General features: G+C 69.9%; 19 protein-coding genes and 6 tRNA genes. 16 read left to right on the plus strand and 9 right to left on the minus strand.

All coding sequences use genetic code 11. The features are described from left to right. Nucleotides 1–39: 39 nt before the first annotated feature. Nucleotides 40–1,311, minus strand: coding sequence for a serine/threonine-protein kinase (locus GTY58_RS35270; RefSeq protein WP_042493905.1), 1,272 nt, complete (start codon nt 1,309–1,311; stop codon nt 40–42). A 196-nt stretch (nt 1,312–1,507) separates the two neighbouring features. Between GTY58_RS35270 and GTY58_RS35275 the strand changes: the two genes are divergently transcribed. The 4 genes from GTY58_RS35275 to GTY58_RS35290 all read left to right on the plus strand — a co-directional run bounded on the left by GTY58_RS35275 (nt 1,508) and on the right by GTY58_RS35290 (nt 3,677). Beyond that, nucleotides 1,508–1,741, plus strand: coding sequence for a hypothetical protein (locus GTY58_RS35275; RefSeq protein ID WP_037646528.1), 234 nt, complete (start codon nt 1,508–1,510; stop codon nt 1,739–1,741). A gap of 241 nt (nt 1,742–1,982) precedes the next feature. Then, nucleotides 1,983–2,192 carry a hypothetical protein gene (locus tag GTY58_RS35280; protein WP_010988199.1) on the plus strand — a complete coding sequence of 70 codons (210 nt, stop codon included), beginning with the start codon at nt 1,983–1,985 and terminating at the stop codon, nt 2,190–2,192. Between the two features lie 181 nt (nt 2,193–2,373). Next, the gene (locus tag GTY58_RS35285) at nt 2,374–3,309 is read left to right on the plus strand and encodes an aminoglycoside phosphotransferase family protein (RefSeq protein WP_010988200.1); all 936 of its coding nucleotides are present in this window, start codon (nt 2,374–2,376) and stop codon (nt 3,307–3,309) included. A 74-nt stretch (nt 3,310–3,383) separates the two neighbouring features. After that, nucleotides 3,384–3,677, plus strand: a complete 294-nt coding sequence (locus GTY58_RS35290) for a zf-TFIIB domain-containing protein (protein WP_078234571.1) — start codon at nt 3,384–3,386, stop codon at nt 3,675–3,677. Nucleotides 3,678–3,804: 127 nt separating this feature from the next. Here GTY58_RS35290 and GTY58_RS35295 read toward each other — a convergent pair. The 5 genes from GTY58_RS35295 to GTY58_RS35315 form a co-directional block, all read right to left on the minus strand. Further along, nucleotides 3,805–3,879: transfer RNA gene (locus tag GTY58_RS35295), tRNA-Val, on the minus strand. A 40-nt stretch (nt 3,880–3,919) separates the two neighbouring features. After that, nucleotides 3,920–3,991: transfer RNA gene (locus GTY58_RS35300), tRNA-Val, on the minus strand. A 19-nt stretch (nt 3,992–4,010) separates the two neighbouring features. Beyond that, nucleotides 4,011–4,082 (minus strand) — tRNA-Val (locus GTY58_RS35305). 1 nt (nt 4,083) lies between these two features. Next, nucleotides 4,084–4,157, minus strand: a tRNA-Cys gene (locus tag GTY58_RS35310). Between the two features lie 38 nt (nt 4,158–4,195). Then, nucleotides 4,196–4,268, minus strand: a tRNA-Gly gene (locus GTY58_RS35315). A gap of 155 nt (nt 4,269–4,423) precedes the next feature. On the opposite strand from GTY58_RS35315, the gene GTY58_RS35320 reads away from it, so the two are divergent. From GTY58_RS35320 to GTY58_RS35330, 3 genes are all read left to right on the plus strand, one after another. Beyond that, nucleotides 4,424–5,467, plus strand: a complete 1,044-nt coding sequence (locus GTY58_RS35320; protein ID WP_037646532.1) for a chorismate-binding protein — start codon at nt 4,424–4,426, stop codon at nt 5,465–5,467. After that, on the plus strand, nt 5,464–6,285 hold the full coding sequence (locus GTY58_RS35325) for an aminodeoxychorismate lyase (protein ID WP_010988203.1): 822 nt from the start codon (nt 5,464–5,466) through the stop codon (nt 6,283–6,285). The genes GTY58_RS35320 and GTY58_RS35325 overlap by 4 nt, the downstream gene beginning before the upstream one ends. A gap of 62 nt (nt 6,286–6,347) precedes the next feature. Beyond that, nucleotides 6,348–7,166 (plus strand): GNAT family N-acetyltransferase, encoded by an 819-nt coding sequence (locus GTY58_RS35330; protein WP_037646534.1) that lies wholly within the window; start codon nt 6,348–6,350, stop codon nt 7,164–7,166. 106 nt (nt 7,167–7,272) lie between these two features. Here the strand turns inward: GTY58_RS35330 and GTY58_RS35335 are convergent, their stop codons facing one another. Further along, the gene (locus GTY58_RS35335; RefSeq protein WP_010988205.1) at nt 7,273–7,803 is read right to left on the minus strand and encodes a DsbA family protein; all 531 of its coding nucleotides are present in this window, start codon (nt 7,801–7,803) and stop codon (nt 7,273–7,275) included. A 205-nt stretch (nt 7,804–8,008) separates the two neighbouring features. Here GTY58_RS35335 and GTY58_RS35340 point away from each other — a divergent pair, with 205 nt between their 5' ends. Together GTY58_RS35340 and GTY58_RS39905 are read left to right on the plus strand one after the other, a co-directional pair. Next, nucleotides 8,009–8,452, plus strand: a complete 444-nt coding sequence (locus GTY58_RS35340; RefSeq protein WP_010988206.1) for a hypothetical protein — start codon at nt 8,009–8,011, stop codon at nt 8,450–8,452. A 180-nt stretch (nt 8,453–8,632) separates the two neighbouring features. Further along, nucleotides 8,633–8,785: a hypothetical protein gene (locus GTY58_RS39905; RefSeq protein ID WP_010988207.1), complete on the plus strand. Its 153-nt coding sequence runs from the start codon at nt 8,633–8,635 to the stop codon at nt 8,783–8,785. 215 nt (nt 8,786–9,000) lie between these two features. On the opposite strand, the gene GTY58_RS35345 is transcribed toward GTY58_RS39905, so the two are convergent. Both GTY58_RS35345 and GTY58_RS35350 read right to left on the minus strand, forming a co-directional pair. Next, nucleotides 9,001–9,561 (minus strand): CGNR zinc finger domain-containing protein, encoded by a 561-nt coding sequence (locus GTY58_RS35345; RefSeq protein WP_010988208.1) that lies wholly within the window; start codon nt 9,559–9,561, stop codon nt 9,001–9,003. 311 nt (nt 9,562–9,872) lie between these two features. After that, nucleotides 9,873–10,286, minus strand: coding sequence for an SsgA family sporulation/cell division regulator (locus GTY58_RS35350; protein ID WP_003959770.1), 414 nt, complete (start codon nt 10,284–10,286; stop codon nt 9,873–9,875). Nucleotides 10,287–10,476: 190 nt separating this feature from the next. Here GTY58_RS35350 and GTY58_RS35355 point away from each other — a divergent pair, with 190 nt between their 5' ends. The 7 genes from GTY58_RS35355 (at nt 10,477) to GTY58_RS35385 (ending at nt 18,381) form a co-directional block, all read left to right on the plus strand. Beyond that, nucleotides 10,477–10,911 (plus strand): TIGR02611 family protein, encoded by a 435-nt coding sequence (locus tag GTY58_RS35355; RefSeq protein ID WP_010988209.1) that lies wholly within the window; start codon nt 10,477–10,479, stop codon nt 10,909–10,911. Nucleotides 10,912–11,016: 105 nt separating this feature from the next. Next, nucleotides 11,017–11,088 (plus strand) — tRNA-Val (locus tag GTY58_RS35360). Nucleotides 11,089–11,632: 544 nt separating this feature from the next. After that, entirely contained in the window at nt 11,633–12,919 is a 1,287-nt protein-coding gene (locus tag GTY58_RS35365; RefSeq protein WP_010988210.1) for a sugar ABC transporter substrate-binding protein, read from the plus strand. Nucleotides 12,920–12,930: 11 nt separating this feature from the next. Then, nucleotides 12,931–13,887, plus strand: coding sequence for a sugar ABC transporter permease (locus GTY58_RS35370; RefSeq protein WP_037646539.1), 957 nt, complete (start codon nt 12,931–12,933; stop codon nt 13,885–13,887). Then, the gene (locus tag GTY58_RS35375; protein ID WP_037646541.1) at nt 13,884–14,765 is read left to right on the plus strand and encodes a carbohydrate ABC transporter permease; all 882 of its coding nucleotides are present in this window, start codon (nt 13,884–13,886) and stop codon (nt 14,763–14,765) included. The genes GTY58_RS35370 and GTY58_RS35375 overlap by 4 nt, the downstream gene beginning before the upstream one ends. Before the next feature lie 7 nt (nt 14,766–14,772). Further along, nucleotides 14,773–15,414: a hypothetical protein gene (locus GTY58_RS35380; RefSeq protein WP_042494616.1), complete on the plus strand. Its 642-nt coding sequence runs from the start codon at nt 14,773–14,775 to the stop codon at nt 15,412–15,414. A gap of 228 nt (nt 15,415–15,642) precedes the next feature. Beyond that, nucleotides 15,643–18,381 carry a hypothetical protein gene (locus GTY58_RS35385; protein WP_037646545.1) on the plus strand — a complete coding sequence of 913 codons (2,739 nt, stop codon included), beginning with the start codon at nt 15,643–15,645 and terminating at the stop codon, nt 18,379–18,381. Nucleotides 18,382–18,393: the final 12 nt, after the last annotated feature.

Consider the following 18,393-nt stretch of genomic DNA (forward strand, 5'->3'; position numbering starts at 1 on the left):
ATCGGACCGGGCTGATCCCGCTCCGGTACCGCTGATCCGTCAGATCCCCCGCCACGGCTCGTACGACTGCTCCTGTCGTACGTCCTTGCGTACGCCGCCGTCGTCGAGCCCGCGCGCCGGCCCCTGGCAGCCCTGGGCCGCCGCGATGCCCAGCGCCACCAGCAGGGTCACGACGACGAACACGAAGAGCCGCTGGCGCAGCAGCCGCGGATTGGCCGGCCGCCGTCCGGTCCCGGTGGTCCGCGGCGAGGAGCGCCCGGCGCCGCTGCGCGGTGCGGGCCGGCTGCCGGAGCGGGTGGAGTTGCGCGGGGCCGGCGTCGGCCGCGAGCCGGAGCGCGGCCCGCCCCCGGTCCGGGGCGGGGGAGTCCCGGGCGCACCCTGCGGCCGGCGCTGGGTCCGCTGCTCGGCGTACTGCTCCGCGAGCCGCCCCGAGGGCCGGTCCGGTTCACCGCGCTGGGCCGGCGGCCGTACGTCCGCGATGCCCTGAGCCTCACGGGCCGCGATCTCCTTGAGCCGCAGCGAGAGTTGGAGCGTGCTGGGCCGCTCCTCCGGGTCCTTGGCGAGGCACGCGCGCACCAGTGGCGCCAGCGCGTCCGGCACACCGTTCAGATGCGCCTCCTCGTGCACCACCCGGTAGAGCATCACTTCGGAACTGCCGTGCCCGAACGGGGAGTCGGCGGTCGCCGCGTACGCGAGCGTGGCGCCGAGGGAGAACACGTCCGTGGCCGGCGTGACGGCGGCGCCGCGCACCTGCTCGGGCGCGAGGAAGCCGGGCGACCCGACGGCCGTACCGACGTGCGTGAGCGTCGAGGCCCCCGTCGCCCAGGCGATGCCGAAGTCGATGATCCGCGGCCCCTTCGGGGACAACAGGATGTTGGACGGCTTCAGATCGCGGTGTACGACACCGGCCTCGTGCACGGCGACGAGCCCCTCGGAGAGGGCGGCGCCCACGGCGGCCACGTCGGCGGCCGACAGCGGCCCCTCCTCGGCGACCTTGTCGTGCAGGGAGGGCCCGGGCACGTACTGCGTGGCGAACCACGGCCGGTCCGCGTCCAGGTCGGCGGCCACCAGCCGGGCCGTGCACCCGCCCCTGATCCGCCGTGCCGCCGAGACCTCGCGGGCGAACCGGAACCGGAACTCCTGATCCTCCGCCAGGTCCGGCCGGATCACCTTCAGCGCGACCCGCTGGCCACGCCGGTCGGAGCCCAGGTAGACAACGCCCATCCCGCCCGCGCCGAGCCGTCGGTGAAGCCTGAACGAGCCGACGACACGCGGGTCCTCGCGCCTCAGGCGCATCATCGCCATGTCCATCCCCGCTGCCCGGTCCGTTTGACGAGCCACAGCTTACGTTTCCCCGGCCGGGTGCGCGCAGAGGCCGCGCCCTCTGGTCCCCATCGATTGTCAGTGCCTGGTGGGAAACTTGAAAGGTGGTCAGGGAGCCTGTGAACAGGCTGGTTTTGAGCTGCCTGTGCTCCCAACCACCCGTCACAGAAGGGGGATTGAACCCGTGAAGGGTGATCGCGTGGAGATAGTCGTGGATGCCGGGGACACGACGCGTACCTACGAGGTGGTGGCGAGCAGGGCGGGCCGCCGGGTGGAGACGGCGGTGCGCAGGGGGGTCGTGGAAGTGAGCGAAGTCACCCGAAGCGGATCAGTGGTGCGCACGGCGCGCTTCATGGCGAACCGGGTGCTGGCGCTGGTCGAGCAGCCCGTGCCCAGGGAGGACGCCTCGGAACAGTAGGGGCACTCCGGGCGTCCCCTCCGGGAAGACCCTGAGACCTAGGACCTCGTCTCCACCCAGGGGAGTACGCCGCAGGTCATCGCTCATCCTCGGGGAGGCCCGTCAAGCGGTACGAGGGCATGACGACCGGCAGCCGCCGGGCGCCTAGATTTGAGGTCAAGCGGCGGGTGCAGCACTCGTCCCCCGAGGTCAGACACTCGCCGCTGCCAACCACAACAGAAGCTCGGTCAGGAGAGGGACCATGGCCCACACGGCACCGCGGACGGCGATCCGCACGCAGGGACGCAGGGCGTACACCGCCGCGTTCGGCACCCGCCGCACGGGCCGTCGCCACCCCTTGGTGGCGACCGCGATGGCCCTTCCCCTGGCGGCCCTGCTCCTGCTCGTCTTCGACGGCTGGGAAACAGTGGTCACACAAGCGTCGTCCGTGGGTGTGATGTTGGGGCGCTGAGCGGCGCCCCAAGCCCGGAAGAGCGGTCCGGGCGGGGACATCCGGCCATGAAACCCCGTGGGGACGGGGGTGCGGCGGACGGCACAAATGCCCGCGCAGCTGGGGAGCTGCGCGGGCATTGTTTTTTCCGGGCCGGCCGGGTCCGTACGCTCACGGGTGAACCGACCACCCTGGGGGACTCATGACCGCAGACCTGCTGCCCGGGCTGACCGCGCGGGTGAGAGCCATGGCCCACCCGGAAGCGGGGCCCTGCGGCTGCGACGCCGCCGGCACGCTGGCGGACCGCGCGGACGGCACCGTCGTCCGGCATGCCGACACGGTGGCGAAGGCGCACGCCCCGGACACCGATCCCGCCGAGCTGGCCCTGCGCCTGGAGATCGCCTCGCGGCTCGCCGGCATCCTGCTGCCCCCGTTGAGTCCGACCCCGGCCGACCTGCACGGCCGCCCGGTGACCTTCTGGCCGTACGGCAGCCCCGTGAACCCCGACTGTCCGCGGGCCGCCCCCTGGGAGGCGGCCGCCACCCTCCTCGCCCGGCTGCACAAGGCGCCCGCGCCAAAGGGTCTGCCGCCGATGCGCGGTCCCGCCAAGGCGGCCCGCGCGCTCGCCCGCCTCCACGCGGCCGGCCCGCACCCCGCCGCCGCCCCGATCCTGCGGGCCTGGGCCGGTCTGCCCGCCTGGGCCCGCGCCGAAGCGCCCATGCCGTCCTCGAAGACCCTGTGCCACGGCGACCTCCACCTCGGCCAGCTCGTCCGCCATCCCGCGACGACCGGTCCCTGGCTCCTCATCGACGTGGACGACCTCGGCGTGGGCGAGCCGGCCTGGGACCTGGCCCGCCCGGCCGCCTGGTACGCCTGCGGGCTGCTCCCGCCGGACGAGTGGACCCGATTCCTCGCCGCGTACCGCGCCGAGGGCGGCCCGGCGGTTCCCGCCGACGGCGACCCCTGGCCCGTGCTGGATGTCGCCGCCCGCGCCCTCACCGTGCAGACGGCGGCTGTGGCCGTCGCCAAGGCCGTGACCGCCGACCGTCCCTTGGACGAGGTGGAGCAGGCGGTGATCGACGCCTGCGACCGAATGGGCGGAGTCCCGCCGGAGTTCATCCACGGAAGTGCCACGTAAGGTGCAACCGACCACCGCCGGGCAGTGTCTCTACCTGGCGAAGCACCACCGACCGGCGAGGAGTTGAGCCGACCATGCAGTGTCCGAAGTGCCATGCGCCGATGCACACATACAACCGCAATGGCGTCCAGATCGAGCAGTGCAGCGGCTGCCGCGGGATATTCCTGGACTACGGCGAGCTGGAGTCGCTGACCCAGCTGGAGTCCCAGTGGTCGCAGCCCGCACCGCCGCCCCCGGCCGCCCCGCAGGCCTACCCGGCCGCTCCCGCCTGGGGTGCCCCGCACGGTGGGCACGGCGGCGGTCACTACGGCGGCCACGGCGGCCACCAGCGGCACAAGAGCTTCGGTCACATGCTCTTCTCGTCCTGACTGAAAAAGGGCTCCTCCCGAGTGGAGGAGCCCTTTTCCGTGCCGCCGGGACGGCGTGCATCCATGCCGCTGCGGACGGCGGGAACGACGAAGCCCCCGACCGTACGAGACGGCCGGGGGCTTCGGCTGGTGCGCGATACTGGGATTGAACCAGTGACCTCTTCCGTGTCAGGGAAGCGCTCTCCCGCTGAGCTAATCGCGCGGGACGGGCCCTCGAGCTACAGGGACCAGGTGGTGCTGCGTGCGCGATACTGGGATTGAACCAGTGACCTCTTCCGTGTCAGGGAAGCGCTCTCCCGCTGAGCTAATCGCGCGGGGATCCTTGCGGACCAGTGGACGATACTGGGATTGAACCAGTGACCTCTTCCGTGTCAGGGAAGCGCTCTCCCGCTGAGCTAATCGTCCATGGAGGTGGAGACGGGATTTGAACCCGTGTAGACGGCTTTGCAGGCCGTTGCCTCGCCTCTCGGCCACTCCACCAGGAGTGCAGGGATTCGGGAAGATCCCCTGTTCTTCCGAGCGGACGACGAGGCTCGAACTCGCGACCTCAACCTTGGCAAGGTTGCGCTCTACCAACTGAGCTACGTCCGCTTGTCGTTTCGGTCCGCTCTCGCGTCCCGGCGACGTGTTGAACTCTAGCGGATTCCCGGGCCAGCACAAAAACGCGTTTGTGCAGCGTGCTGCGGTGCGCCTGCTCGAAGACATGGTCAGGGCATCCTCAGGTCACCCGCCATAGACTCGACGGCGTGCTCGACCTCCCTCCTCTCGCCCGCTTCGGCGGCCTCGTCGCGACCGGTCTCCTCGACGTCACCAGCGACCCCGCGGCCCTCGACTCCACCGGTTTCTGGGCCGTTTGCGCCGACTTCGAGGGCCGTCTGACCTGCGCCCGCTTCCGGAACGTACAAGAGGAAGCGGTGCGAGCGCCCGAGCCGGGGCGGTGGCGAGGCCCCGCGGCCGGTGACTGGACGTCGTCCCTCGACCGCACCGCGTACACGGCGGGGGTACGCCGCATCCGCGAGCACATCGCGGCCGGCGAGGTCTACCAGGCGAACCTCTGCCGGGTGCTCTCCGCGCCCATCGCCCCCGACGCCGACGTGGACGCGCTCACCGCCCTGCTGGCCCGCGGCAACCCGGCGCCGTATGCCGGAACGATTCGCCTGCCGGGGCACGGCGTCGAGATCGCGACCGCGTCTCCCGAACTCTTCCTGCGCCGCACCGGCGCCGCCGTCGAGTCGGGACCGATCAAGGGCACCGGGCGCACCGAGGCGGACCTCCTGACGAAGGACTACGCCGAGAACGTGATGATCGTGGACCTCGTCCGCAACGACATAGGACGCGTCTGCGCCACGGGGACGGTGACCGTCCCGGACCTCTGCGTCGTCGAGAAGCATCCGGGCCTGGTCCACCTCGTCTCCACCGTCCACGGCGAACTGCGCGCGGACGTCGGCTGGCCGGAACTCCTCGCCGCCTCCTTCCCGCCCGGCTCCGTGACCGGCGCACCCAAGTCGAGTGCGCTGCGGATCATCGAGGCCCTGGAGACGGCGCCCCGCGGTCCGTACTGCGGCGGCATCGGCTGGGTCGACGCGGACCGGCGGACCGCGGAGCTCGCCGTCGGCATCCGCACCTTCTGGATCGACCGCCCCGCCGGCCTGCTGCGCTTCGGCACGGGCGCGGGCATCACCTGGGGCTCCGACCCCGAGGGTGAGTGGCGGGAGACCGAGCTGAAGGCCGCCCGGCTGCTCGCGGTAGCGTCGGGGGAGTACGAGGAAAGTGGAAGGACCCTGACGTGAAGATCTGGCTCGACGGCGGGCTGCAGGACTCCGAGACCGCCCGCGTCTCCGTCTTCGACCACGGGCTGACCGTGGGTGACGGCATCTTCGAGACCGTCAAGGCGGCCGAGGGGCGGCCGTTCGCGCTGACCCGCCACCTCGACCGGCTGGCGCGTTCGGCGCGGGGCCTCGGGCTGCCCGAGCCCGACCTGGACGAGGTACGCCGCGCCTGCGCCGCCGTCCTGGACGCCAATCCGATGCCGCTCGGCCGGCTGCGCATCACGTACACCGGCGGCTACGGTCCGCTCGGCTCCGACCGCGGCGAGAAGGGGCCGACCCTGGTCGTCGCCGTCGGCGAGTCCGCCCGCCGCCCCGATTCCACCGCCGTGATCACCGTGCCGTGGACGCGCAACGAGCGCGGCGCGCTCACCGGTCTCAAGACCACCTCGTACGCCGAGAACGTCGTCGCCCTCGCCCGCGCGCGCGAACAGGGCGCGTCCGAGGCGCTGTTCGCCAACACGGTCGGCCGGCTGTGCGAGGGCACCGGGTCGAACGTCTTCGTCGTGCTCGACGGCGAGATCCACACCCCGCCGGTCGACTCCGGCTGCCTCGCGGGCATCACCCGCGCGCTCACCGTCGAGTGGACCGGCGCCAAGGAGACCGACCTGCCCCTCGACGTCCTGGACAGCGCCGAGGAGGTGTTCCTCACGTCCACGCTGCGCGATGTGCAGGGCGTGCACCGGGTCGACTCCCGCGAACTCCCGGGCGCGCCGGGCCCGGTGACCGCCAAGGCCATGCGGCTCTTCGACGAGCAGGCCGGGGACGACCTCGACCCGTAGGACGGCCAGGGCACTCGGATATCCGGATGACGGAGGGCCGCAGGGCGGGTAGAACTCCCGTGATGACCACCACCCTGCGGCCGGTCGAGCCGCTTCAGCATGCCGCCGACGGGACGCGTTCGCGCCGCTACCACGTGTGCGTGAACAGCCGCCCCGTAGGCGTGATCCACCTCGCGACGCACCCTGTTTTCGGGCCGTCCGTCGCCCGGATCGACGAGCTGCGCATCGAGGAGCCGGACCGGCGGCGCGGCCGCGGCACGGTCGCCGCGCTCGCCGCGGAGGAGGTGGTGCGCGGCTGGGGCTGCAAGCGGATCGAGGTCCAGGTGCCCGGCGAGGCCGGCCTGCGGCTGGCCGGCGCGCTCGGCTACGTCCTGCGCAACCGCGGCATGGAGAAGCGGCTCGGCACCACCGCCCCGGGACTTCCCGAGGGCAGCCGGGGGCGGCCCATGACGGCTGCCGAGTTCGGTCCGTGGGAGGAGCGTGGCAGGGCGCACTACGCGCAGAGCTGGATCGACCGGGGCGTTCCCGAGGCCGAGGCACGGGAGAAGGCGGAGAAGGACCACGCCAGGCATCTCCCCGACGGCGTGGACAGTCCCGGAACACTGCTCACCGTCCTGGAGCACGAAGGGGTGCCCGTCGGAACGCTGTGGCTGGCGCTGTCCGAGGGCAGCACGTTCGTCTTCGACGTCGAGGCCGACGCACGCCACCGCGGCCAGGGCCACGGACGTTCGCTGATGCTGCTGGCCGAGGCCCAGTCGGTGGCCGCCGGAAAGAGCCGGATCGGCCTCAACGTCTTCGCCGGCAACACCCCCGCGGAGCGCCTCTACGAGTCACTGGGCTACGAGCCGACGCAGTACGTCCTGTACAAGGAGCTGCTCTGAACCTGGGCCGACGTGTACGACGAGCCCCCTCCGGCCTCCACGGGCAGGCTCCCTCCGCCGGACCTCAGGCTTCCCCTCAGCCTTCCCGTTCTCAGCCTTCCTGGTCTCAGCCTTCCTGTTCACGCTCCGCCAGGAGGCGGTCCGCGATTTCCTCGACGCGCTCGCGCAGCCCCTTCTGGCTCTTGTTGCCGTCGAGGCGCTCGCCGCCGATGACATAGGTGGGGGTGCCGGTCACGCCGATCGCCTTGCCCTCGGCCTGGTCCGCGTCGACGATCAGGATGTGCCGGCCGTCGATCAGCGCCGTGTCGAACTCCTCTGCGTCCAGACCGAGTTCGCGGGCCACCTCGACCAGGAAGGGTTCTCCCTTACGGTCCAGCTCCTCGACCCGGCCGAGCACCGCCTCGACGTACGGCCAGCCCTGCCCCTGCTCCGCGGCCTCCTCGGCGGCCTGGGCCGCGGCGAAGGCGTGCTTGTGCTTCTCCAGCGGGAAGTGCCGCAGCCGCAGCTCGAGACGATCGCCGTAGCGGGCGCGCAGCGCGCGCAGGTCGTCGAGGGCGCTGCGGCAGTCGGGGCACTGGAGTTCGCACCAGACGTCCAGCACGGGGACGGCGAGAGGCGCGGGGGAGGAGTCGTTCATGGTCCACAGTCTTCCAGGAGCAGAGGTGACGACCCAACCGGGACCTCCCGAGCGGTCCCGGGGCGGAGCCTGGAACGGGCCCTGGGGAGGAGACGACCCGGAGATGTCCCTGAGGTCCGGTCGGACCATGGCATACCGGGCGCGGGGCGGTGCAGGATGGGAGGGAGAGCCTCCCCTGCCCGATCGAGCCCGCCTGGAGGACCGGATGATTGCCGAGACCGTCTGTTCCGCCGTCTCCGCGGCCGGCCTGGGCATAGCCGTGGTCACGGCCTACCGCAAGCGCTTCCTCGCGGCCGCCCGCATCGCCGCGTACTCGCTGGTGCCCGTAGGCCTGGTGATGACGGGGGTCGTCGGCTGGGCGGCCGACACCACTTTCAGCCCGACGGCATGGGCGGGCTTCGCCTTGCTCGGCGGTGCCTGGCTGCTGTTCGCGACCACGCGTGCCGTGGAGCGCCGCAGCGGCGGTACACGCAAGGAACGCAAGGCGGCCAAGGCCGCCCAGCGTGAAGCAGTGGCCCCCGCGGCCTCCGCGCCCTCACTGGGGGAGGGCGCCCGCCCGGCGGCCCGGCCCGCGACCACCCCCCGGGCGACCGGCGCCTCGGACGACTTCAGCGACATCGAGGCCATCCTCAAGAAGCACGGCATATGAGGAAGCCCGGCAGGCAGATGAAGCGGGCGGCCTGACGGGCTGAAACGACACAGAAGATCACCCGACCCGCGCCCAAGTGATCACGTTCGCTCCGCGCCCTCACGGATATTGGCGAACTCCCGGTCATCCCGGGCGTGTTGATCCCGGGGCGGGTGTCGGCTGCGCCATCATCGCGACGAGATGCTGGACACAACCCAGAGCGACACCGCGGCTCCTCCCGAGGAGCGGCGAGGTTGTCTCTTCGCGCTTTCCCAGCCACCGCTGATGATCTTCCTTGCGGTGATCGGCTGCCTTCTGCTCATGGCATCGCTGCACGACCTGCTGCTGCTCTGAGCCGTACGCGGAGCCCCTGGCGCCACCCGCCGAGGGCTCCGTCAGCCCGGCGCGTTCCTGGTGCCCAGCTCCGCCGTCCTCCCTGCCCCCGGTATGGCTCCACCCCCCGTCACGGCTCCTTTGCCGTTACGGCTCCGGTGCTGTCGCCGCTCCCGGCCGGGTCGGATTCTGCCTCGCCGCCCGTGGCCGACGCGGGAACGGGCGGACGCTGCCGGTCAGCCCGCCGCTTCCTTGCGGCGCGCCCGGTAGGCGGCCACGTGGAGGCGGTTGCCGCAGGTGCGACTGTCGCAGTAGCGGCGGGAGCGGTTGCGGGAGAGGTCGACGAAGGCGCGTCGGCAGTCCGGCGCCTCGCACCGGCGCAGCCGCTCCTGCTCCCCGGCCACCACGAAGAAGGCCAGTGCCATCCCGCAGTCGGCCGCGAGGTGGTCGGCGACGGAGGCGCCCGGCGCGAAGTAGTGGACATGCCAGTCGTAGCCGTCGTGATCGGTGAGCCGGGGGGTGGTTCCGGCGGCGGCGACCAGTTCGTTGATCAGGCCGGCCGCGATCCGGGCGTCCGCGGCGGCGAAAACCCCGGCGAACCGGTCGCGGATCTTGCGCACCGCCGAGAGATCGAACTCCGACAGGACGCCGACATCGCTGATCTCGTGCTTTCCTACGAAATCTGCGAGCGACGCGACATCCGAGAGACCGTCCCTCGCGTCGTCGTCCTCCGGTGCGGTGTTCACCAGATCGACCACGGCGTCGAGCGCGCACCGGGTGTCGTGGGTGATCAGCACGTTTCGCTCCCTGGCCTGGGGGTCGGGCGGGCGCCCGCCGATGCTGGCCGAGCCTAGCGGCTCGACGCGGCCGGGGAACCGTCGCGGGCCATGCCTGAGGCGCCGGCGTTACGGCCGACACGTTTCCGGTACACGCGGCGCCTTCGGCGGCCGGGCGTCGGCCGTGCGGCCGACGAGTCGGCTCCTGCGGACATGCCGACGCCGCCCCCGCGTGTATACGCGGTGGCGGCGCCGGTGTGTACCCGATCGGGACGTTTTGGCCCGAGCCGTCTCCCCGAGTGGACGGCGCCGGGCGGCTTTGTGGGTTCTCTCTAGCTCTCGGCCAGGATGTGTGAGAGCTCCGTGTCGAGATCGAAATGGCGATGCTCCGTGCCGGGGGGCACGGCGGCGTCCGTTCGCTTCAGGAACGACTCCAGGGCCCGCGCCGGGGCCTCGAGCAGAGCTTCGCCCTCCGGAGAGCTCAGGGCGATGCAGACGACGCCCTGACCATGGCTGCGGGACGGCCAGACGCGGACGTCGCCGGTGCCGGTGGGCCGGTGCAGGCCCTCGGCGAGGAGGTCGCGGGCGAAGACCCACTCGACGGTTTCCTCGGCTCCGGTGTGGAAGGTGGCGTGCACGGCGTAGGGATCGGCCGTGTCATACCGCAGTCCTGCGGGTACAGGCAGTGAGGACTCGCTCGACACAACGAGGCGCAGGTGCAGCTCGCAGCTGACCGTGGTGTTCATAAGCGCCAGGGCCTTTCGCTCAGTGTGCGCTCGGGGATTCGCACGTCGGCGAAATCGACATGCCACCTACGGTGCCGTTGTAAACCCCTCTGAGTGTTTTGCGTGTCTTTAGGTACCTCATCCGGCCGAGAGATCGTTCGCGAGGTACGACCATTCCGGTGACTGGTTTCCCTCCGGTAGGGTTTGTTGTATGAATACGGGGAGTGACGAGCCGGGCGAGGTCGCCGTGGCCGCTGACGAAACGAACGCCGAGCGGGGGCTCGGCTCGAGGGCGCCGAAATTCATCAAGGCGCGTCGCGCGCTGCACCTGAGCTGGCAGGTGGGCGTTTTCATCGTGGGGCTCGCGGTCGTCGTCGCGGGCGTGATCATGCTTCCGCTGCCCGGTCCGGGCTGGCTGGTGATCTTCGGAGGCATGGCGATCTGGGCGACGGAGTTCGTCTGGGCCCAGCTGGTGCTCCGCTGGACGAAGCGCAAGGTCACCGAGGCGACCCAGCGTGCGCTCGACCCCAGGGTGCGGCGCCGCAACATCATCCTCACCACCGTCGGGCTCGTGATCATCGCCGCTCTTATGGCCGTCTACGTCTGGAAGTTCGGCTTCGCGATGCCCTGGAACATCAAGGAGTAGCGGGTCGGCGCGGTGGCGGTCCAAGGGTGACCGCCGGACCTCCCCGCACGCTCGCCGGACGGTCGGGGGCACCCCCTGACATGGGGTAATGTTCTTCCTGCGCCCGGGCGATTAGCTCAGCGGGAGAGCGCTTCGTTCACACCGAAGAGGTCACTGGTTCGAACCCAGTATCGCCCACGTATGCGAGAGGCGGCCTTGTCCACGGATTCCGTGGCGGGCCGCCTTCGTCGTGTCTGCGCTGTGGTTGTGGCTCGGTGGTCGTGGTTGTGGCCTGGGCAGTTGGAAGCGGCAGTGGAGAGCAGGGGTGCAATCGGGGGCTGCGCGTCTGCGCGGCTACACGGCTGCACGGCTGGAGTTGGCGTCGCTCTCCGTATCCGGCGCAACGGATCCTTGCCGTAGCGCCGTAGCGCCGTAGCGCCGTAGCGCCGTAGCGCCGTAGCGCCGTAGGCCGCGCGTCGCGAGTCCCGTTTCGGTCCTGGTGCGTTCGCTCTCAACTCCCCTCCCGGCGTTCGGCATTTCGGCCGTGCGCCTCCCACCTGCGTACTCGCCGGCCCTCCGTCGCCCCGCCCCGCCGCCGCTCCCGCCGCGTCCTCCAACCGCGTCCCAGCAATTCCTGTCCGAATCATTGACGTGCCCGGAGGGCCTCCGTACCTTGTGCCAGCAAGCGCTTACTTGAAACGATTCATGACAGTGGACGCAATGTCGCGGGGAGGGCCCGACCATGCAGAAAAACGGGAATGTTGAGAGGCGGACGATCCTCAAGGCGGCCGGTGCGTCGGCGGCCGTGCTGGGGCTGGCCGCGACGACCGGCTGTGGGGGCGACAGTGACTCGGGGGACGGGACGGTCACGATCCGCTACGCCTGGTGGGGTGCCGAAGAGCGCGCCAAGCGTATCAACCAGACCATCGCGCTCTTCGAGAAGAAGTACCCGAAGATCAAGGTGAAGACCGACTTCCAGGACTACGTGGCCTTTTGGGAGAAATTCCAGACGCAGGCCGCAGGTGGAAATCCCCCGGACGTTTTCCAGAATGCGGTGGCCTATCTGCGCAAGTATGACAAGCGGGGCATCCTGCTCGATCTCAAGTCGCAGATAGACGCCGGGAATCTGAGCCTGGACGGATTCCGGGCGGGGGTCGAGAAGGTCGGGCAGGTCGACGGAAAGCAGCTCGGAATTCCGGTCGGCTCCAACACCATGTCCCTCGTCATCGACCAGAAGGTCTTCGACAAGGCCGGCATCAAGCCGGAGCAGGGCTGGACCTGGGACGAGTACTTCAAGGCCCTGAAGAAGATCCACGACACCGAGAAGATCTCGGGGGACACCGGCTACTTCGGTGTGATGTACCTCTACGACCTCTACCTCCGCCAGAACGGCAAGGCCTTCTTCACCGAGGACGGACTCGGCTTCGACGAGGCCGACCTGACGGAGTGGTGGGCCGACGGCTACAACCGCCTCAAGGCCGGCATCATCACCGACCCCAAGAAGATCCAACAGCTCAGGCCCAAGTCGGCGCTCGCGTCCGGCGACGCCGCCTCGGAGTTCACCTGGGACAACTTCGCGGTCCGGTACAGCACCGAGGGCGACAGCACGTACGCACTCGCCCCGATCCCCACCACCGACGGCAAGCAGACCGGCCAGTACCTCGCCTCACTCATGCTGAGTGCCTCCGCCCGCACCGAACATCCGAAGGAAGTGGCCCAGTTCATCGACTTCATGGTCCATGACCCGGAGGCCGCCAAGATCATGGGCTACGACCGCGGCATCCTCGCGACCACCGAGCAGTTCGACGCCTTCAAGCCGACCGACCCGGTCAGCAAGGAGATCGCCCAGTACGAGGAGGACACCTCCGCGGCAGGCGTCCTTGGTGCCATCACTCCGCACCCGTCCGGCGCCGACACCGTCGAGGCCACCTTCCTGCGCATCGCCGACGACATGTCCCAGGGCAAGACGAAGGTCGCCGACGCGGTCAAACAATTCTTCTCCGAAGCGAAGGCCGCCCTCGCCGCTTGATGGGAACAGCAGTGACGCTCGTCAAGGACTCACCGCCCCAGGTACCTGCCGAACGCCCCGCCCGCCCCGCCGTCGTCAAGCGTCGGGGCCGCCGGGAGAATCTGGCCGGCTACCTCTTCATGTCGCCGTGGATCGCCGGTTTCCTGCTGCTGACGGCAGGCCCGATGGTCGCCTCGCTCTATTTCGCGTTCACCGACTACAACCTCTTCAATTCACCGAAGTGGATCGGTCTCGACAACTTCACCAAGATGTTCGACGACCCCCGCTGGCAGAAGTCGGTGGAGGTGACGGCCAAGTACGTGATCATCGGCACCCCGCTGAAGCTGCTGCTCGCCCTCGGCGTCGCCCTGCTGCTCGCGCAGAGCCGCCGCGGCCAGGCCTTCTACCGGGCCGCGTTCTACGCACCCTCGCTGATCGGCGCCAGCGTCTCCGTGGGCTTCGTCTGGCGGGCGCTCTTCTCCGACGACGCCGTCGTGGACAAAGCGCAGACCTTCCTCGGCTTCCACACCGGCGGCTGGGTCGGCGACGCCGACTGGGTTCTCTACAGCCTGGTCGCGCTCACCGTCTGGCAGTTCGGCGCCCCCATGGTCATCTTCCTGGCCGGACTAAAGCAGGTGCCGCGTGAGCTGTACGAAGCGGCGGAGGTCGATGGCGCCGGACCGTTCCGGCGGTTCTGGAACATCACGCTGCCGGTGATTTCTCCGGTGCTGTTCTTCAACGTCCTGCTGGAGACCATCCACTCCTTCCAGATCTTCGGCTCGGCGTATGTCGTCTCCAACGGGTACTGCGGTCCCGCCGACGCCACGCTGGTCTACACCTGCTACCTGTACCAGAAGGGCTTCAAGGAGGCCCAAATGGGCTTTGCCTCCGCGATGGCCTGGATGCTGCTGCTCGCCGTGGCGCTGGTGACGGCCGTCCTCTTCTGGTCCCAGAAACGGTGGGTGCACTACGAGGAGGACGCTCGATGAGCGCTACCGCAACCACCGCTCGCAAGCCGCGCGCGCTCGGGCGGCGCCGGAAGGGTTCGCTCGCCTGGCACCTCGGCGCCCTGCTGGTCCTCGCGGTCGTGCTCTACCCGGTCGTCTGGGTCATCGGCGCGTCCTTCAAGCCCAGCAAAGAGATCATCGGCAGCCTGGAGCTGTTCCCGACGGAACCGATCATCTCCAATTTCAAGGGGCTGGCGGACGGTATCGCCGACGTCTCGATCGCCACGTTCTTCCAGAACTCCCTCGTCTACGCGCTCGGTTCCGTCGTCGGCATCCTGGTCTCCTGCTCACTGACCGCGTACGCCTTCGCCCGGATCCGGTTCGCCGGCCGGAACCTGATGTTCTCGCTGATGATCGGCACGCTGCTGCTGCCGTATCACGTGCTGCTGATCCCGCAGTACGTGATGTTCCAGAAGCTGGAGCTGATCAACACCTACGTACCGTTGCTGATCGGCAAATACCTGGCCACCGAGGCGTTCTTCGTCTTCCTGATGGTGCAGTTCATGCGGAACCTGCCCAGGGAACTGGACGAGGCGGCCCGTCTCGACGGCTGCGGGCATCTGCGGATCTACTGGTCGATCGTGCTGCCGCTGTGCCGGTCCGCGCTCATCACCAGCGCGATCTTCACCTTCATCAACGCCTGGAACGACTTCATGGGGCCGCTGATCTACCTGAACGAGCCCGGCAATTACACCGTCTCGCTCGGCCTGATGCTCTTCCGCGACTCGGACGGCGTCACCTCCAACTACGGCGGCATGATCGCGATGTCGCTGGTGGCGCTGCTGCCCGTCCTGCTCTTCTTCCTCGCCTTCCAGCGGCACTTGATCGACGGTATGGCGACCTCCGGGCTGAAGGGCTGACGTGCCGATGACTCGTACGGCCGAAGCCCGTCGTGCCCGGCCGTGGGCGAAAGCCCGCAAGCCGCCCCGCAAGCCGCCCCGCGAATCGGCCCTCGCCGAGCGCTTCGGTCTCTTCGCCGAGTGTCTGCTCACGGGGGTGTGGATCGCGGTGGCCTCGCTGCCGCTGCTCACCTACCCCGCGGCCTTCGCCGCCGGGGCACGGCATCTGCGCCGGCGCACGGCTCACGAGGGCGGCGGCGGACGGGAGTTCGTCGCCGACTTCCGTGCGGCCGTGCGCGGCGGGTGGATCGCGGGGCTCGCCGGCTGGGCCGCGGCGGCCGCGGTCTGGGTGGATGTGCAGGCCGCGCGTGCGGGAATGCCGGGCGGCCCCCTCGTGGGTGCCGTCGGCCTCTTCGCGCTCATCGGACTGGTCGTCGCCGGGCTGCGGGCGGCGGCGGTCTGGGAGCCGGGCGTGCCATGGCGGGTGCTGCTCGCGGGCGCCGGACGCCGTACGGTCCTGGATCCCGCCGGGTCCTTCCTGCTCATCGGCGGACTGGCGGTGGTGGTCTGCTCGGGCCTGTTCATCGCACCGCTCGCGGTTCCCGTGCTCGGAGCCGTCGCGGCGGCGGCCGTCGCCGTGGAGGAGAGGTATCGGCGGCGCGCTCGCTAATAGCTTACGAACGTTCGTATGCGTCGCGGATAGCTCACGAACGTTCGTACGCGCTGCGGGATGGCTCACGAACGTTCGTACGCCAATTCCGGCGCCCTGCCTGGCTGCCCTGCCCGCACCCCCGCCACCCCCACCAGCGCCCCCCACCCACACCACCCCCATCCCCACCCACACACCCAACCCTCCCCCTGTCATGCCCCTGACTTCCCCGCACGGAAAGGAAAGGCCATGTCTCCCATCCCCCGTAGGTCCCTCCTCAAGGCAGCCGCCGTCGCCGGAGCCGCCGCCCAGTTCAGCTGGGCCCTGGGTGCCAGGAACGCGCAGGCCGCGCCGAGAGCCGAGGCCGCCGACGCGGACCCGGTGACCCTGGACTGGCTGGAGGACGGCGGCCTCGGTGCCGCGCCCGGCTCCACCGTCGGTGTGCCCTGGCCGAAGGGCGCGTACGAGGAGGACCAGGCGTTCGCGCTCACGGACGCGGACGGCAAGGCCGTACCCGTGCAGTCCTGGCCGATCGCCTACTGGCCGGACGGCTCCCTGAAGTGGACCGCGCACGCCGTCGGCACGGGAGCCGGCGCCGGGAAGCTCACGCTCGCCGCCGGTTCGCCCGCCGCGCCCGACAAGAAGGTGACCGTCGACAAGCGCGGCGGCACGATCGACGTGTCGACCGGCGTCATCACGGCGAAGCTCGGCAAGTCCGGCTCCACGCTGGTCAAGTCGGTCACACGCGGTTCCACCGAGATCGCCAAGAACGGCCGGCTCGTGCTGATCCGCCAGCCCGAGCTCGAGGACGGCGACCAGGGCACGGAAAAGTACGAACGCTTCGAGAGCGCCATCTCCGACGTCACCGTCGAACAGGACGGCCCGGTCCGTGCCGTCGTCCGCATCGACGGCAAGCACCGCAAGGGCGACCGCAGTTGGCTGCCCTTCTCCGTCCGGCTCTATTTCTACGCGGGCGCCGAGTCCTTCCGCATGGTGCACACGATCACGTTCGACGGGAAGCAGGAGCCCGGCAAGGCGAGCGGCGACTTCATCCGCGGGCTCGGTGTGCGCTTCACCGTGCCGATGCGCGATGCCGCGTACGACCGGCACATCCGCATCGGCGGTGACGACACCGGTCTGCTGCGCGAGGCCGTCAAGGGCATCACCGGACTGCGCCGCGACCCGGGCGCGGCCGTGCAGGCGGCCCAGTTCGCGGGCGAGAGGCTGCCCGACCCGGCCACCTGGGACCAGCGGGTCACCACCCGTCTCCAGTACATCCCCGAGTGGGGCGACTACACCCTCGCCCAGCTCTCCGCCGACGGCTTCACCCTGCGCAAGCGCACCAGGAAGGGGTACGGCTGGATCGCCGCGGGCGGCGGCCGCAGGGCGAGCGGCTTCGGATACGTCGGCGGACCCAGCGGCGGATTCTCCTTCGGCCTGCGGGACTTCTGGGAGAAACACCCCGCCCAGCTCGACATCCGCGACGCCCACACCGACGAGGCCGAGGTCACCCTCTGGCTCTGGTCGCCCGAGGCGCAGCCCATGGACCTGCGCTTCTACCACGACGGCATGGACCAGGACACCTACGCCGAACAGCTCGAAGGCCTCAACATCACCTACGAGGACTACGAACCGGAGTTCGGCACCCCCTACGGCATCGCCCGCACCTCCGAACTCCTCTTCTGGGCCAACGAGTCGACGCCCACCCCCGAGAAGCTCGCCGAACAGGTCGAGGCCGTCCGGGTGCTCCCGCAGCTCGCCGCCCCGCCCAAGCACCTCATCAAGGCCAAGGTCTTCGGCGGCCTGTTCTCCGAGCCCGACCGCTCCACCACCGCGAAGGCCAAGATCGAGGACCATCTCGACTTCCTCTTCACGTACTACAAGGACCAGGTGGAGATGCGGCGTTGGTACGGCTTCTGGGACTACGGCGACTTCATGCACTCGTACGACACCGTGCGCCACCAGTGGCGGTACGACGTCGGCGGCTACGCCTGGGACAACTCCGAGCTGTCGCCGGACCTGTGGCTGTGGTTCGCCTATCTGCGCTCAGGACGCTCGGACATCTTCCGCTTCGCCGAGGCGCTCACCCGGCACACCGGCGAGGTCGACGTCTACCACCTCGGCCAGTGGGCGGGTCTCGGCACCCGGCACGGCGTGCAGCACTTCGCCGACAGCGCCAAGCAGCAGCGCATCGCCAACACCAACTACCGGCGGTACTACTACTACCTCACCGCGGACGAGCGCGTCGGTGACCTCATGCACGCCAACGTCGACTCCGACGAGACGTTCCTCGTCCTCGACCCGATCCGCAAGATCCGCACCGAGCCGTACACGCCCGACCGGCACGCCCTGTCCATCGGCTTCGGCACGGACTGGAGCGGGCTCGTCTCCGCGTGGCTGACCGAGTGGGAGCGCAAGGGCCCCAAGTGGGCGAAGGCCAAGGCCCGCGTGCTGTCGACGATGGAGACCATCGCCGCCCAGCCCAACGGCTTCGTCCAGGGCAATGGCCTCTACGACCTCGACACGGGCAAGTTCGCCATCGCCCCCGCGCCCGTCGTGTCCGTCTCGCACCTCTCCGCGGTGTTCGGCCTCAACGAGCTGTGCGCCGAGCTGATCGACCTGGTCGACATGCCGAAGTTCAAGGAGGTCTACCTCGACTACTGCCGCTACTTCAACGCCAGCAAGACCGAACAGGCGGCACGGTACGGTTCCAACTTCGGCTCCCTGCTGCTGTTCCAGGGCCACTCGCGCCTCGACGCGTACGCCGCCGTACAGACCGGCGACGCGACACTCGCCAAGCGCGCCTGGACGAAGTTCTACAGCTCCGACGGCTACATGGAGTCCTCGCCCTGGAAGACGGAGAAGCTGAGCGGCCCCGTCACCCTGGTGGCGGGCAGCGAGGCCAACTGGGTCAGCTCGAACGACACCGCGCTGTACGGCCTCGCCGCCATCGAGAACCTGGCGCTGCTGGGCGACAAGATGCCCTGAGCGGCCGGTCGA

It is taken from the genome of Streptomyces sp. SID5469, assembly GCF_009862865.1.
GTDB lineage: Bacteria > Actinomycetota > Actinomycetes > Streptomycetales > Streptomycetaceae > Streptomyces > Streptomyces avermitilis.

Bases quoted from the DNA above. Each gene is read 5' to 3' on its own strand.
- GTY58_RS35355 (WP_010988209.1), top strand. From the start codon at position 10,477: ATGAATACGGGGAGTGACGAGCCGGGCGAGGTCGCCGTGGCCGCTGAC.
- GTY58_RS35330 (WP_037646534.1), top strand. From the start codon at position 6,348: ATGACCACCACCCTGCGGCCGGTCGAGCCGCTTCAGCATGCCGCCGAC.
- GTY58_RS35375 (WP_037646541.1), top strand. From the start codon at position 13,884: ATGAGCGCTACCGCAACCACCGCTCGCAAGCCGCGCGCGCTCGGGCGG.
- GTY58_RS35365 (WP_010988210.1), top strand. From the start codon at position 11,633: ATGCAGAAAAACGGGAATGTTGAGAGGCGGACGATCCTCAAGGCGGCC.
- GTY58_RS35350 (WP_003959770.1), bottom strand. From the start codon at position 10,286: ATGAACACCACGGTCAGCTGCGAGCTGCACCTGCGCCTCGTTGTGTCG.
- GTY58_RS39905 (WP_010988207.1), top strand. From the start codon at position 8,633: ATGCTGGACACAACCCAGAGCGACACCGCGGCTCCTCCCGAGGAGCGG.
- GTY58_RS35270 (WP_042493905.1), bottom strand. From the start codon at position 1,311: ATGGACATGGCGATGATGCGCCTGAGGCGCGAGGACCCGCGTGTCGTC.
- GTY58_RS35340 (WP_010988206.1), top strand. From the start codon at position 8,009: ATGATTGCCGAGACCGTCTGTTCCGCCGTCTCCGCGGCCGGCCTGGGC.
- GTY58_RS35285 (WP_010988200.1), top strand. From the start codon at position 2,374: ATGACCGCAGACCTGCTGCCCGGGCTGACCGCGCGGGTGAGAGCCATG.
- GTY58_RS35290 (WP_078234571.1), top strand. From the start codon at position 3,384: ATGCAGTGTCCGAAGTGCCATGCGCCGATGCACACATACAACCGCAAT.
- GTY58_RS35280 (WP_010988199.1), top strand. From the start codon at position 1,983: ATGGCCCACACGGCACCGCGGACGGCGATCCGCACGCAGGGACGCAGG.
- GTY58_RS35380 (WP_042494616.1), top strand. From the start codon at position 14,773: ATGACTCGTACGGCCGAAGCCCGTCGTGCCCGGCCGTGGGCGAAAGCC.
- GTY58_RS35335 (WP_010988205.1), bottom strand. From the start codon at position 7,803: ATGAACGACTCCTCCCCCGCGCCTCTCGCCGTCCCCGTGCTGGACGTC.
- GTY58_RS35385 (WP_037646545.1), top strand. From the start codon at position 15,643: ATGTCTCCCATCCCCCGTAGGTCCCTCCTCAAGGCAGCCGCCGTCGCC.